This is a genomic window from Brevundimonas sp. D3-1P, from assembly GCF_055809335.1.
Genome location: NZ_CM147908.1, coordinates 1,628,516 through 1,641,559, shown reverse-complemented (window position 1 = coordinate 1,641,559; position 13,044 = coordinate 1,628,516). Strand labels below are relative to the sequence as shown.

The window sequence follows — 13,044 nt, the reverse complement described above, 5'->3', positions numbered from 1 at the left end:
CGCAGATCGAAAAACGACTTATCGGGGCCGCCGGCCTCGTCCTTCCCACGCTTTGTCTGATGGCCGCCGGATCTGCCCACGCACAGGCCGCCGCGCCGGCCCTTCTGGGCCACCAGGCGGCCCTGGAACTGGATAGCGCAGGCGCATCCTGGCTTGGCACCTCCACCGCCCTGGTCCTGCTGATGACCCTTCCCGGTCTGGCGCTGTTCTACGGCGGCATGGTGCGCAAGAAGAACGTCATCGCCACCATCACCCAGTCGGTCGGCGTCTTCGCCGTGGTGTCGCTGGTGTGGTTCATCGCCGGCTACAGCCTGGCGTTCGGCGCCAATGGCAACGCAGGGCTCCAGCCCTTCATCGGCAGCCTGGACATGCTGTTCCTGAACGGCGTGTCGCTACAGACCGCCAACGCGCTGCTGCCGGGGATCCCCGAGTTCCTGTTCATCTCGTTCCAGATGACCTTCGCCATCATCACCCCGGCGCTGGTGACGGGCGCCTTCGCCGAGCGGATGAAATATTCCGCGCTTCTGCTGTTCACCGCCCTGTGGTCGCTGCTGGTCTATGCGCCGATCTGCCATTGGGTCTGGGGCGGCGGCTTCCTGGGCTCGGCAGGCGTGCTGGACTTCGCCGGCGGCGCGGTCGTTCACGTCAACTCGGGCGTCGCGGGTCTGGTCTGCGCCATCGTTCTCGGCCGTCGCAAGGGGTATGGCGTCGAGCCGATCCTGGCGCACAATCCGGTCCTGACCATGATCGGCGCCAGCCTGCTGCTGGTCGGCTGGATCGGCTTCAACGCCGGTTCGGCGGGCGCGGCCAACGACCTGATGGGCGTGGCCTTGCTGAACACCCTGCTGGCCGCCGCCGCCGCCGCCCTGACCTGGAAGATCGTCGAATATATCGAGAAGAAGAAGGTCTCGCTGATCGGCATGCTGTCGGGCGTGGTCGCCGGTCTGGTCGCCATCACCCCGGCGGCCGGTTTCGTCGATCCGAAGGGCGCTGTGATCATCGGCCTGATCGCCGGTCCGGTCTGCTACGCCTCGTCGGTGTGGATCAAGAAGCTGCTGCGCTATGACGACAGCCTGGACGCCTTCGGCATCCACGGCGCGGGCGGCCTGATCGGCGCCCTGCTGACCGGCGTGTTCGCCTCCACCGCGATCAACAGCCTGTCGGAAGGCGCCAACATCGGCGCCCAAGCCCTGGGGCTGCTCTGGACCATCGTCTACAGCGCCATCGGCACCCTGATCATCCTGTTCGTCTGCAAGTTCACCACGGGCTTGCGCGTGAGCGAGGCGGAGGAAACGGCCGGCCTGGACACCTCGCTGCACGGCGAAGCGCTGGAGCCCTGATCCGGCGGCCGGGCGCGGCTTCTACCCCGCGCCCGGTCTTAACTGCGGTTCGAAAAATCAAAAACAAGGGGATACAGATATGACCAAGAGCCTGTTTCGTGCGGCCGCCGCCGCAACCGTCGCCGCCGCCCTGATCGGTCTGTCGACGCCCGCCTCCGCCCAAAGCGACGTGCAGGTCGCCTGGAACGTGGGCGTCGTCAGCGACTATGTCTTCCGCGGCTTCAGCCAGACGGGCGAGGATCCGGCGATCCAGGGCGGAGTCGACCTGACTTCGGGCGCCTTCTACGCCGGCGCCTGGGCCTCGAACGTCGATTTCGGCGACGACACCGACGCGGAGATCGACGTCTATGGCGGCTATCGCACCGAGGCGGGCGGCTTCGCGCTCGACTTCGGCGTGATCGGCTACCTGTACGCCGGAGAGCCGGACGGAGCCGACTACAACTACGCCGAGTTCAAGGCTGCGGCGTCGCGCGCCGTAGGTCCCGCCACATTCGGCGCGGCCGTCTATTACTCGCCCGACTTCTTCGGCGTCGATGACGAAGCGACCTATGCCGAGGTCAACGCCGCCTTTAGCCCGGCTGACAAGTGGACCATCTCGGGCGCCGTCGGCAAGCAGTGGCTGAATGTGACCGACGACTACACCACCTGGAACGCCGGCGTGGGCTATGCCCTCACCGACAAGATCGGGGTGGATGTCCGCTATTACGACACCGACGTCGATGGCGTGCCCGGCGCGGAAGACCGGGTCGTTGGCGCGATCAAGCTCGCCTTCTGATCCCGCGACAAACGCAAAAGAGAAAGGCCCCGGAGAGCGATCTCCGGGGCCTTTTTCATTCAGCGAGCGTAACGGTCGTGGACCGGATCATAGCTGTCCCAGACCTTGCCGTCGGCCAGCGATCGCAGCAGCTTCAGATATTCCGCATGGGTCCAGGCCAGGGGCGTGGCCGAATCCGTGTTCTGGCCCAGGGCATAGTCCTTGGCCGTCGGATTTCCGACCCCGTCCCAGACCTGTTCGGCCAGCATCAGTCCGCCGTTTGCGAACCGCTCCATGCCGCGCACATAGGTCTGGCGGATGGCGGCGATGTCGGCGGCCGAGGGCGCGCCGTTCACGCTGGCGCGGGCCAGTTCGTAGTGGCCGCGTTCGCCGGTGAAGAAGGGCCAAACCCGGCCGCGCTGACCGGGGCTCATCTCGCCGCCGACGCCGTAGTTGGCGCCCGTCAGATGATCCTCGCCATAGCCGTCGACGCCGTAGCGGCGCCAGCCCGGCGTCCTGTCGCCCTCGGGACCGAAGTCGTAACGGACGCGGTACAGCGGCTCCAGCGACTGATCGTCATAGACGGGCAGGGTGGACAGGATGTGCGGATCGTCGGCCTTGCGCACCCCATAACGCACCAGCTCCAGGAAGCCGCCGTCCACGACCCGGTCTTCGGCTGGAGCGATCTGGCCGTTGGCGGCGCCGATCGGGGCCTTGTCGTTCGGGTTCTCGTTCTGGGTGATGCGGATGTAGTAGCGCCCGTCGCCGAATTCGCCGTTGGTCGTGAACATCCGGTCTTCGATCTTGGACGCATAGCTGTCGGCAGCAGCCTGATAACGGCTCGCTCCGGCTTCGTCGCCTGAGGCGCGGGCCATCTCTGCGGCGACGGTCAGGCCCGCGACCACGGCTGCGGTCGATGACGGCGAATAGCCCTGCTGCTCCTCCCAGCGCTCCTGCTGGGTGAAGGGCGGCTTGATCTCGGCGTCGTTCCACAACAGACCGATCTTGCCGCCGTCGACCAGGAAGTCGGCTGCCGGCTTCAGCATGGCGTTGTAGCGTTCGGTCATCTGGGCGTCGGACAGCCAGCCCATCTTCCACAGACGATAGCCCAGCATGATCGGCATGGCCGTCTGGTCCAACTGGACCGCGACCCATTCCAGTTCGCCGTCCACATGGGTCTTCTGCAGGAACCAGCCGCCGACGCCGGTGTTGCCGGGCGTGTTCGGCCCCACCTGGACCTGGGGCAGATAGTTGAAGGCCGCCAGCGGCGTTTCCTTGTCGCCCAGCGCCGCCAGGGCCATGGCCACCTGATAAAAGTCGCGCGGCCAGACGGCCTTGTAGCCGGTCGAGGATTTGGAGGCGTCCACCGTGTCGCCCCACGGGTTGGACAGGGACGCGATCAGGGCGCCCGCGTGGGTGCGGTCTTCCTGCACCTTCAGCATCAGGGCCGAGGCGTAGGCCAGCTTGCCGCCGTCGGTCGCCTGTTCGGCGATGCGCGGCAGTTCGGTCAGCGAGGCCAGATAGTCGCGCCAGCCGATCCGGTCGCCCTCGCCGACGAACCGCGCCAGGACCTCGTCCAGGCCGGTGGAGAACGACCCGTCCGCCGCCGTGCGCGCCTCGGCCTCGCTGCGACCGAAGCCGATGACATAGTCGCGCTGCACGCTCTCGCCCTGCCGCAGGGTCGGCAGGGCGCCGGTCATCAGGGTGTTGCCCGCCGTGTCGCCGGTCGAGGCGTAGGTCCAGTCCAGCCTGCCGTCCTTCAGGTCGGTCAGGCCGTCCGAAGCGCCGACGAAGCCGACGCTGGCCTTTTCGAACGGCTGACTGGGCTTCAGGACCAGATGGGCGGCGCCCTCCCAGGCGTGGAAGCCGTCGCGCGCGACTTCGCCCCGGTCGTCGACGCCGGTGTTGGCGATGTGCGGCTCCAGCAGCAGGAAGGGCGTCACCCGGCCGCTCAGGGCCGTGATGCGTACGCGCAGGACCAGCGCGTCGCGGTCCGGGTCGCTGTAGATGCGCTTGACGATCTCGTAGCGGCCGGACGTGTCGCGGGTGGTGATCTGATAGGCCGGCGCCATCGGCCGGCCCTGGTCGTCCACGTCGATGTATTCCGTCTTGGCGGTGGTGTCGTCGCCTTCCAGCGACAGGCCGTCGGACGTGACCAGGCCGAAGCGCAGGGCCTTGATCTGGGCCTCGTGGATCAGGCCGTACATGGTCTCGGTCAGGACGCCGTCGGCGATGGAATACCAGACCTTGGACACCGCGCCCGTGGGGCCGCCGTCGCGATACTGGCCGTCCACATAGGCTTCGTAGGATGAGCCGGCGCCGGTCTTGGCCGCGCTGGACCAGACGGGCGGCGCGCCGGGCGCGCCGGGGGCGACGCCCGACTGGGCCGAGGCGGCGGAGGCGAGGGCCAGGCCTGCGGCGCCGGCCAGGCAGAAGGTCTTAAGTTTACGCATCGAGAAACCTCACGGGTTGCGCGTGGGGGAGGGGATAGGTTCGCGCACCAGAAGCGCGCTGACGGCGGCCAGCACGAAGGAGACGGCGCCCAGGACCAGGGCCCAGACGGCCTGGCCGTCGAACAGGGTCTTCAGGATCAGGCCCAGGACGGTGGCGGCCAGCAACTGGGGCACGACGATGAAAATGTTGAAGACGCCCATATAGACGCCCATCTTCCGGTCCGGCACCGCCGCCGACAGGATGGCGTAGGGCATGGAGACGATGGACGCCCAGGCGAAGCCGACGCCGATCATCGGCAGCCACAAGAAGCCCGGCTCGCGAATGGCGAAGACGCCGAACAGGCCCGCCGCGCCCAGCGAGAGCATCAGGGCATGGGTCGCCTTTCGCCCGATCCGCCTGGCGATCACGGGCAGGGTGAAGGCGGCCAGGGCGGCGACGCCGTTATAGACGCCGAACAGAACCCCCACCCAGTCCGCGCCCGCCGCATAGGCGGCCGAGGTGGTGTCGGTCGCCCCGTAATGGACGCGGGTCACGGCGGCGGTGGTGTAGATCCACATGGCGAACAGGGCGAACCAGCTGAAGAACTGCACCACCGCCAGGCCGCGCATGGTGGCGGGCATGCGGAAGATGTCGTTCAGGATCTCGGTCGCGGCGTTGACCATGCCGCGCCGCTGCATCATGCCGACGGCGATCTGCAACAGGCCGAAACCGGCCAGGAAACCGCCCAGGATCAGCAACTCCTTCTCAAGGTTCAGAAGCGTGATCAGGCCCAGGGCCAGCAGGCCGACGACGCCGCAGGCAAGGCCCGAGCCCAGCCAGCCCTGAACCGATCGGGCGGGCGGTTCGGGCGTGTCGTCGGCTGCGGCCGGGCTGCGGGCGCGTTCGAAGGCGGCGATCTGTTCGGGGCTGTATTCCTTGGTGCTCAGCACGGTCCACAGCACGGCCGAGAACAGGCCGGCGGCGCCGACATAGAAGGCGATCTTGACCGACAGGGGCACCACCCCCGCCTCGGCCGTCGAGACCACGCCGAAGACGTTGGACAGCAGCCAGGGCAGGACCGAGGCGAAGACCGCCCCCGCCCCGATGAAGAAGCTCTGCATCGCATAGCCGGCGGTGCGCTGTTCCTCCGGCAGATTGTCGCCGACGAAGGCGCGGAACGGCTCCATGGTGATGTTGATCGAGGCGTCCATGATCCACAGCATGGCCGCGGCGAACCACAGGCTGGGGCTGTTCGGCATGGCGATCAGCGCCAGGGTGGTCAGGATCGCCCCGACCAGGAAATAGGGGCGGCGGCGGCCGAAGCGGGTCCAGGTCCGGTCGCTGAAATGGCCGATGATCGGCTGGACCAACAGGCCGGTCAGCGGCGCGGCGATCCACAGGATGGCCAGCGCATCGACCTCGGCGCCCAGGGTCTGGAAGATGCGGCTGGTGTTGGCGTTCTGCAGGCCGAAGCCGATCTGGATGCCGAAGAAGCCGACGCACATGTTCCAGATCGCCAGGCCGGACAGGCGCGGGCGGCGGGCGAGGAGCGTCATGCGATCCTCCCTCGGGACAAGCCTGAGGATGACGAAAGGGGGGTGTTGCTCGAGAGAGAATTCGACGACGGATTCAGGTGTGATTTCGACGACGGGGAATACGGCTGAGTAGTCGTCGTCACCGCCGCGCCCTTCCGACCGGCACGAAGCGGATGGCCTGGCCGCCGCCGGGCGCCAGCGCCAGGGTCAGGGTGTCGGCCGCAGTGACTTCGCGCTGTTCGATGACGATGTCCTCGCGCCTGCCCTTGTAGTCGGCGTCCGGGCCGTCACGGTAGATTTCTGCGCGGTAACGGCGGCCGGCGTCCAGGAAGTCCAGGTCGGCGGTCAGGACGCGCGGGTTCTCGTCGGTGACGGCGCCCAGGGCCCAGATGTCCGACCCGCGTTCCTTGCGGGCGATCACGACGTAGTCGCCCAGTTCGGCGGCGAGGGTGCGGCTCTCTTCCCAGTCGACCGGCACGTCCTTGATGAACTGGAACGGGCCGGGATTGGCTTCGTAGTTGACCAGAAGATCGGCGGCCATCTGGATCGGCGAATAGATGACGACGTAATAGGCCAGTTGCTTGGCCCAGGTCGTCTGAACGCCCTGCGGGCTGCGCGTCTCCATGCCGAAGATGCCCGGCGTATAGTCCATCGGCCCGGCCAGCAGACGGGTGAAGACCAGGTTCGGCACGTGCTCGGGCGGGTTCGACGGATTGCCCCAGGCCGAATACTCCATGCCGCGCTGGCCCTCGCGGCTGATGATGTTCGGATAGGTGCGGCGCAGGCCCGTGTCCTTGAACGGCTCGTGGGCGTTGATCGCCACCTTGTGGCGGGCGCCGGTCTCGACGACCTTCATGTGATGCCGGGCCATCGCCTGGCTCTCGTGCCAGGCCATGACCATCCGCCCGTCCGGCCCGGCGACGCGCGCGCCTTGGGCGTCGGCGACATAGCCGGTCTTCACCGAATGGACGCCCAGCCGCTCATAAAGGGCCATGGCCGGTTCGAGCTGCTGTTCGTAGTGGAAGGCGTTTCCGCCGGTCTCGTGGTGGCCGATCAACTGCACCCCCTTCGACCGGGCATGGGCGCAGACCGCCTCGATGTCGAAGTCGGGATAGGCCTCGGTGAAGCTGAAGTCGGAGCCATTGGCGAACCACTGGCCGTCCCAGCCCTTGTTCCAGCCCTCGACCAGCACGCCGCCAAAGCCGTGCTTGGCGGCGAAGTCGATGTGCTTGATCGTGTTTTCGGTGGTGGCGCCGTGCTTGGGGCCCGAGCCCCAGGTCTTCAGCTCCAGGTGCATCTCCCACCAGACGCCGACGTATTTCATCGGCTTGAACCAGCTGACGTCGCCCAGCCTGTTAGGCTCGTTCAGGTTCAGGATCAGGCTGGAATCGATCAGACCCGCGCCGGTGTCGGCGATCTGCAGGGTGCGCCACGGCGTGTTGAACGGGGCCTGACGCACCACCGCGGCATTGGTCAGGCCGGGCGTCAGCTGGGCGCGGAAGTTCGTGCCCTCCGACCGGCGCAGGTTCATGCCGGCGTAGTCGATGCAGGCCGCCTCGTGGATCGAGACGTGCAGGCCGGATCGGCCCTTGACCGTCATCGGCGTCTGGGCGCTGCCGACCGCGTCGATGGGGGTGCGGTGGTAGAGATATTCCTCGCGGTTCCATTCCCAGGCGGGGCACCACAGGGCCTCGCCGTTTTCGGCCAGGTTGAACTCGGTCAGTTCCGAGCCGATGCGGACCGTCTTCAACGCCGGTTGGTCCGGGAATTCGTAGCGGAAGCCCAGGCCGTCGTCATAGAGACGGAACACCACGTCCACGCGGCGTTGCAGGCCGCCGGCCTCGGCATAGCTGACGCGCCATTCGTTATAGTGGTTGCGGATGAAGCGGCGCTCGCCCCACGGCTGCTCCCAGGTGTCGTCGAATGTCACCGGTTGGCTGGCGACGATCGCCAGGCCGCGCTCGATGGCGGGGGCGTCGGTCAACAGGAAACCCAGCTTGGACGGGGCCACCACGACCCGGCCCTGACGCAGCACCGAATACATCGGCCGCCCGTCGTTGTCGGCGAAGGCCTCGACCGTCAGCACCCCGCCCGGCGACGATGCGCGGGCATGGGCGGGCGTGGTCTGGGCGCGAACGCCCGTGGCGCCGAAGGCCAGGATCGAAACGCCGCCGAGGGCCAGGAAGGATCTGCGCTGCATCATGGGAACTCCGTCACGCCGCCTCTTGCCAACCGCCGCGAACGGTGGCTGAAATATTTGCAGAAAATTTTGCAGCGCCGCCATGCTGCCCCGAGGACCCGCGACCTTGAGCCGCAAGACCACCCGTCTGGAAGACATCGCCCGGCTGGCCGGGGTGTCCATCGCCACCGCCTCGCGCGCGCTGAACGACAGCCCCGCCGTCAACGACCGCACCAAACAGACGATCTGGAAGCTGGCCAAGGAGCACGACTATCCGTTCCGGCGCCATATGCCGGCCGGACCCATCGGCGCCCAGGGCACCATCGCCCTGGTCGTGCCGCGCCCCCAAGGGCGGGAAGGACGCCTCAGCGACCCCTTCTTCCTGGAGCTTCTGGCCGGGGTGGGCGAGGCGGCGCGCGAGCGCGGCTGCGACTTGCTGATGAGCCACATCTCGCCCGCCAACTACGACGAACTGTCGGCGGCGCTGAACACCAGCCGGGCGGACGGGGTGATCTTCCTGGGCCAGTCCAGCCTGCATTCGGCCTTCAACCGGCTGGTGGACGCCGATCACCGCTTCGTCGTCTGGGGCGCCGAACTGCCGGACCAGGACTATTGCTCCATCGGCTCGGACAATATTTCGGGCGGGCGCCGGGCGACCCTGCATCTGGCGCGGCTGGGGCGGAAACGCATCGTCTTCCTGGGCGACCTGGACCCGCCCGAGGCGATGCAGCGGCATCGCGGCTATCTGGACGCCCTGAACCAGAGCGGGCTGGAGGCGGACGCCGAACGGATCGTGCCCGCCCATTTCGAGGTCGAATCGGCCGAGGCCGCCGTGGACGCCCTGATCCGGCGCGGCGTCGCCTTCGACGGGGTGGTGGCGGCGTCCGACCAGATCGCGCTTGGGGCCGTGCGAGCGTTGCTGCACGCCGGGATCGAGGTGCCGGGCCAGGTGTCGGTCATCGGCTTCGACAATGTGCCGTTCAGCCGCTATTCGCGCCCGGCGCTGAGCACCATCTCCCAGGACACGATGAAGGCGGGCCGGTTGATGGTCTCCAAACTGCTGGATCACGGCGGCGCATCCGCAGGCACGGGCGTCGGCCGATCCGAGCGCGTTCCGACCGAACTGATCGTCCGCGAGACCTGCGGCGGCTGACCCCTTCATCCGGCTTCGGCGAAGATCAGGCCGGCCAGCGGCTTCAGCGTCGCGCCGTCCGCCTCGGTCCAGTTGACGGCCTCGATCCGACGCGCGTCGACGGGCGGAGACCAGTCGATCGGCGCGTGGCTGAGGTTGAAGACGCACAGCAGGCGTTCGCCGCCGGGGCGCTCGAAGCGATGGAAGACCAGCAGGTCGCGCGGTCCCTCGACCAGCTCAAGCCCGCCCGTCCGCAGGGCCGGATGGGCGCGGCGCAGGGCGATGACCCGGCGCGCGACGTGCAGGGTGGAGGCGGGGTCCGCTTCCTGTGCGTCCACGGCCAGGGCGAGGTGGCGCCGATCGACCGGCAGCCACGGCTCCACGGTGGAAAAGCCGGCGTTGGGCGCCCCGGCCGTCCAAGGCATCGGCGTGCGGGCGCCGTCGCGGCCCAGGGTCTGGGGCCAGTTGGCGATGGCCTCGGGATCGACCAGCCGCTCGAACGGCACCTGGGCCTGGGGCAGGCCCAGTTCCTCGCCCTGATAGACGAAGACATTGCCGCGCAGGCTGATCAGCAGCAGCAGCGCCATCTCGGAAAAGGCTTTTTCGTCGCGCCCCTGGGCCCAGCGCGACACGGCGCGCGGGGCGTCGTGGTTGGAGAAGGTCCACGACGGCCAGCCCTCGCCCTGCTGGTCCGGCCACATGGAATCGCCGATCCCGATCAGCTCGCTGCGCAGCGTATCGGCGTAAAGGTAGAGGAAGCCGTAGGCGGAATGCAGCCGGTCGCTCCCGGCGGTGAATTCCTTCATCTCGCGGTCGGCGTGGTCGCCCCCGACCTCGGCTACGGTGAAGCGGCCGTCGTAGCTGTCGGTCAGGGCGCGGATCCGGTTCAGGAAGCCGATGATGTCGGGGTGGGACTGGTTGTAGATCTTGTCCTGGAAGTCGAACGGCCGGGTGCGTTTCCTGCCGTCGGCGATCGGCGGATTGTCGCGCAGGGCCGGGTCGTGAATGGCGAAGTTGATGGCGTCCAGGCGGAAGCCGTCGACGCCGCGGTCCAGCCAGAACCGGGCGGCGGCGAGCAGCGCCTCCTGGACCTCGGGGTTCCTGACGTTCAGCTGTGGCTGGGAGGCCAGGAAGTTGTGCATGTAATACTGGCCGCGCCGGGCGTCCCAGGTCCAGGCCGGGCCGCCGAACACCGACTGCCAGTTCGACGGCGGGGAACCGTCCGGCTTGGCGTCGGCCCAGACATACCAGTCGGCGTGTTCGCCTGTGCGGCTGGCGCGGCTGTCGACGAACCAGGGATGCTCGTCGGAGGTGTGTGAGAAGACCTGGTCGATGACGACCTTCAGTCCCAGCGCATGGGCGCGCGCGACAAGGGCGTCGAAGTCGGACAGGTCGCCGAAGATCGGATCGACGTCGCAATAATCCGAGACGTCGTAGCCGAAGTCCTTCATCGGCGACTTGAAGAAGGGCGATAGCCAGACGCCGTCCACGCCCAGGCTGGCGACATGGTCCAGGTGCGCGGCGATCCCCTTCAGGTCGCCCACGCCGTCGTCGTTCGCATCGGCGAAGCTGCGCGGATAGATTTGGTACAGGACCGCGCCGCGCCACCATTCGCGCGCAGGCCCGGAAGCGGGCGCGGGGGCGGCGTCGGCCGTGGCGAGGTCGAGAGGTTGGACGGTCACGGAACCCTCTTGCAAACGAGGTAATCGAGGGGAGGCACGCTGACGCGGACGCTGGCCGGCGCGGAAGACCCGACCGCGCAGTCGCCGCGCAGAGCCTGCCATCGAAGCGAGCCCGGCTCCACCTCCACCTGGGCCGTGACGGGCGCGGCGGCGCTGTTGAACAGAACCAGCACCTCGGCGCCGTCGTCCATGAGGCGCGACAGGGCGAACAGGCCGGGCTTGTCGCCATAGGCGCGCACGACCTGGCGGCCGCGACGCAGAGCGGGTTCGGCGGCGCGGATACGGGCCATTTCGGCGATGGCGCGATAAAGCGGCGCCTGGGTCGAATAGGCCGGCTGGCGGCCCCCGACGGGCGTCTCGTCCGCATAGGCGGGCGTCCGGCTGGGCCACATGTCCTGGCGCGCGTTTCCATAGCCGCCCGCGCCGGCGAACCCCTGTTCGTCGCCGTAGTAGAGGGTGGGCACGCCCCGGCTGAACATCATCAGCGCATGGGCCAGCTTGATTCGCGCCAGAAGTTCGGCGTCGTCGGCGTCCGGGTTGGCCTGTTTCACGAAGAAGCCGATCCGGCCCATGTCGTGATTGCCCAGGAAGGTCGGCAGAATGGCGGCGGTGTCGGCGCCCTTGTCATAGACGGCGTCGGCGTCGAACAGCCGGGCCAGGGCGTCGGTCCCGATCTTGCCCGCCGCGACGTCGGCCGCCTGTTTCTGGAACGGGAAGTCCAGCACGGCCGGATAGGCGTCGGTCCGGGTGAAGCGCGCCGTCACCGCCGGATCGGGATCGTAGACCTCGCCGAAGATGTGGAAGTTCGGGATGCCCTTGGCCTGCGCCCGCTCCAGCATGGCGGGGATGAAGGCCTGCCAGAATTCCGGGTTCACATGACGGGCCGTGTCGATGCGGAAGCCGTCGACGCCGTATTTGTCGATCCAGCCGCCGAAGATGTCGATCATGCCCTGAACCACCACCGGGTCCTCGGTCATCAGGTCGTCGAGACCCGCAAAGTCGCCGTCCAGCGAACTTTCGCCCGAAAATGTGCTTTCGCCGCGGTTATGATAGCGGATGGGGTCGTTCAGCCAGGCCGGAACCTTGGCGTTCTCCTCGTCCGCCGGAACGTAAGGGGTGTAGGCGTAGTCGGGCCGGGTCAGGCGCGAGAAGTCGCGGCCGTCGAAACCGTCGTTGATCGGCGCCCCGTCGATCCCGCCCTTGCGGACATAGGGATAGTCGGCGCGGCTGCGGTAGGCGCAGGGTCGGTCGGGACATTCGCGATAGCGGATCACGTCGGCCGTGTGATTGGCCACGATGTCCAGATAGACCTTCATGCCCCGGGCATGGGCGGCGTCGACCAGGGCGCGCATGGTCGCCTCGTCGCCGAAATGAGGATCGACCGAAGTGAAGTCGGTGATCCAGTAGCCGTGGTGGGCCGCGCCGGTATAGTCGCCGTGCGTCTGGACCGGCTTGTTCTTGAAGATCGGCGCCAGCCAGACGGCTGTGGCGCCCAGGCCCTGAATATAGTCCAGCCGCTGGATCACCCCGGCCAGGTCGCCGCCGTGATAGAAGTCGGCGTCTGTCGGGTCGAAACCGCTGACCAGCCGCTGGGGCGCATAGCCGCCGTGGTCGTTGGCGGGGTCGCCGTTGGCGAACCGATCCGGCAGCAGGAAATAGATCACCTCGTCCTGCGGCGGGCGCTGGCGCAGGGCCTCCAGCACGGCGGGCGTCGGGGCGGCGACGGCCGGGCCCCCGGCGGTCGACAGCAAGGCCGCCGCAGCCGCGACCGAGCGCCAACCGTTCCGCCTCCTGCCTCTCTCGCCCATGGCTTCCTCCCTCAACGTCTGGCCGATGCAAAGCCTTCCAGATCAGTTTGCAAGATTTTGCAGCAATGTTCCGACGTGTCAACGCGGCTCGTTTTTGCTGCGATGCAAACATGACGCGGGGTTTCTGCCGCATTGCAGCTTGAAGAAACGAAAATATCCCGCCCGTTTGGCGACCGCGATG

8 protein-coding genes are annotated in these 13,044 nt (G+C 67.8%); 3 read left to right on the top strand and 5 right to left on the bottom strand.

The window, feature by feature from the left end:
- The first annotated feature begins 59 nt into the window (after positions 1-59).
- Complete coding sequence (locus AC0L6G_RS08360; protein ID WP_291535829.1) at positions 60-1,340, top strand: ammonium transporter; 1,281 nt, start codon at positions 60-62, stop codon at positions 1,338-1,340.
- Between the two features lie 79 nt (positions 1,341-1,419).
- The gene (locus tag AC0L6G_RS08355; protein ID WP_473251889.1) at positions 1,420-2,115 is read left to right on the top strand and encodes a TorF family putative porin; all 696 of its coding nucleotides are present in this window, start codon (positions 1,420-1,422) and stop codon (positions 2,113-2,115) included.
- Positions 2,116-2,174: 59 nt separating this feature from the next.
- Here the strand turns inward: AC0L6G_RS08355 and AC0L6G_RS08350 are convergent, their stop codons facing one another.
- The 3 genes from AC0L6G_RS08350 to AC0L6G_RS08340 form a co-directional block, all read right to left on the bottom strand.
- A complete protein-coding gene (locus AC0L6G_RS08350) occupies positions 2,175-4,547 on the bottom strand; it encodes a glucan 1,4-alpha-glucosidase (RefSeq protein ID WP_473251888.1) in 2,373 nt (790 codons plus the stop codon).
- Between the two features lie 9 nt (positions 4,548-4,556).
- Entirely contained in the window at positions 4,557-6,083 is a 1,527-nt protein-coding gene (locus tag AC0L6G_RS08345; RefSeq protein ID WP_473251887.1) for an MFS transporter, read from the bottom strand.
- A gap of 118 nt (positions 6,084-6,201) precedes the next feature.
- Positions 6,202-8,262 (bottom strand): glycoside hydrolase family 97 protein, encoded by a 2,061-nt coding sequence (locus AC0L6G_RS08340; RefSeq protein WP_473251886.1) that lies wholly within the window; start codon positions 8,260-8,262, stop codon positions 6,202-6,204.
- A gap of 82 nt (positions 8,263-8,344) precedes the next feature.
- Here AC0L6G_RS08340 and AC0L6G_RS08335 point away from each other — a divergent pair, with 82 nt between their 5' ends.
- The gene (locus AC0L6G_RS08335; protein WP_293827515.1) at positions 8,345-9,394 is read left to right on the top strand and encodes a LacI family DNA-binding transcriptional regulator; all 1,050 of its coding nucleotides are present in this window, start codon (positions 8,345-8,347) and stop codon (positions 9,392-9,394) included.
- Positions 9,395-9,399: 5 nt separating this feature from the next.
- On the opposite strand, the gene AC0L6G_RS08330 is transcribed toward AC0L6G_RS08335, so the two are convergent.
- Positions 9,400-11,055, bottom strand: a complete 1,656-nt coding sequence (locus tag AC0L6G_RS08330) for an alpha-amylase family glycosyl hydrolase (protein WP_473253197.1) — start codon at positions 11,053-11,055, stop codon at positions 9,400-9,402.
- Entirely contained in the window at positions 11,052-12,863 is a 1,812-nt protein-coding gene (locus AC0L6G_RS08325) for an alpha-amylase family glycosyl hydrolase (protein WP_473253196.1), read from the bottom strand. The genes AC0L6G_RS08330 and AC0L6G_RS08325 overlap by 4 nt, the downstream gene beginning before the upstream one ends.
- Positions 12,864-13,044 lie beyond the last annotated feature (181 nt).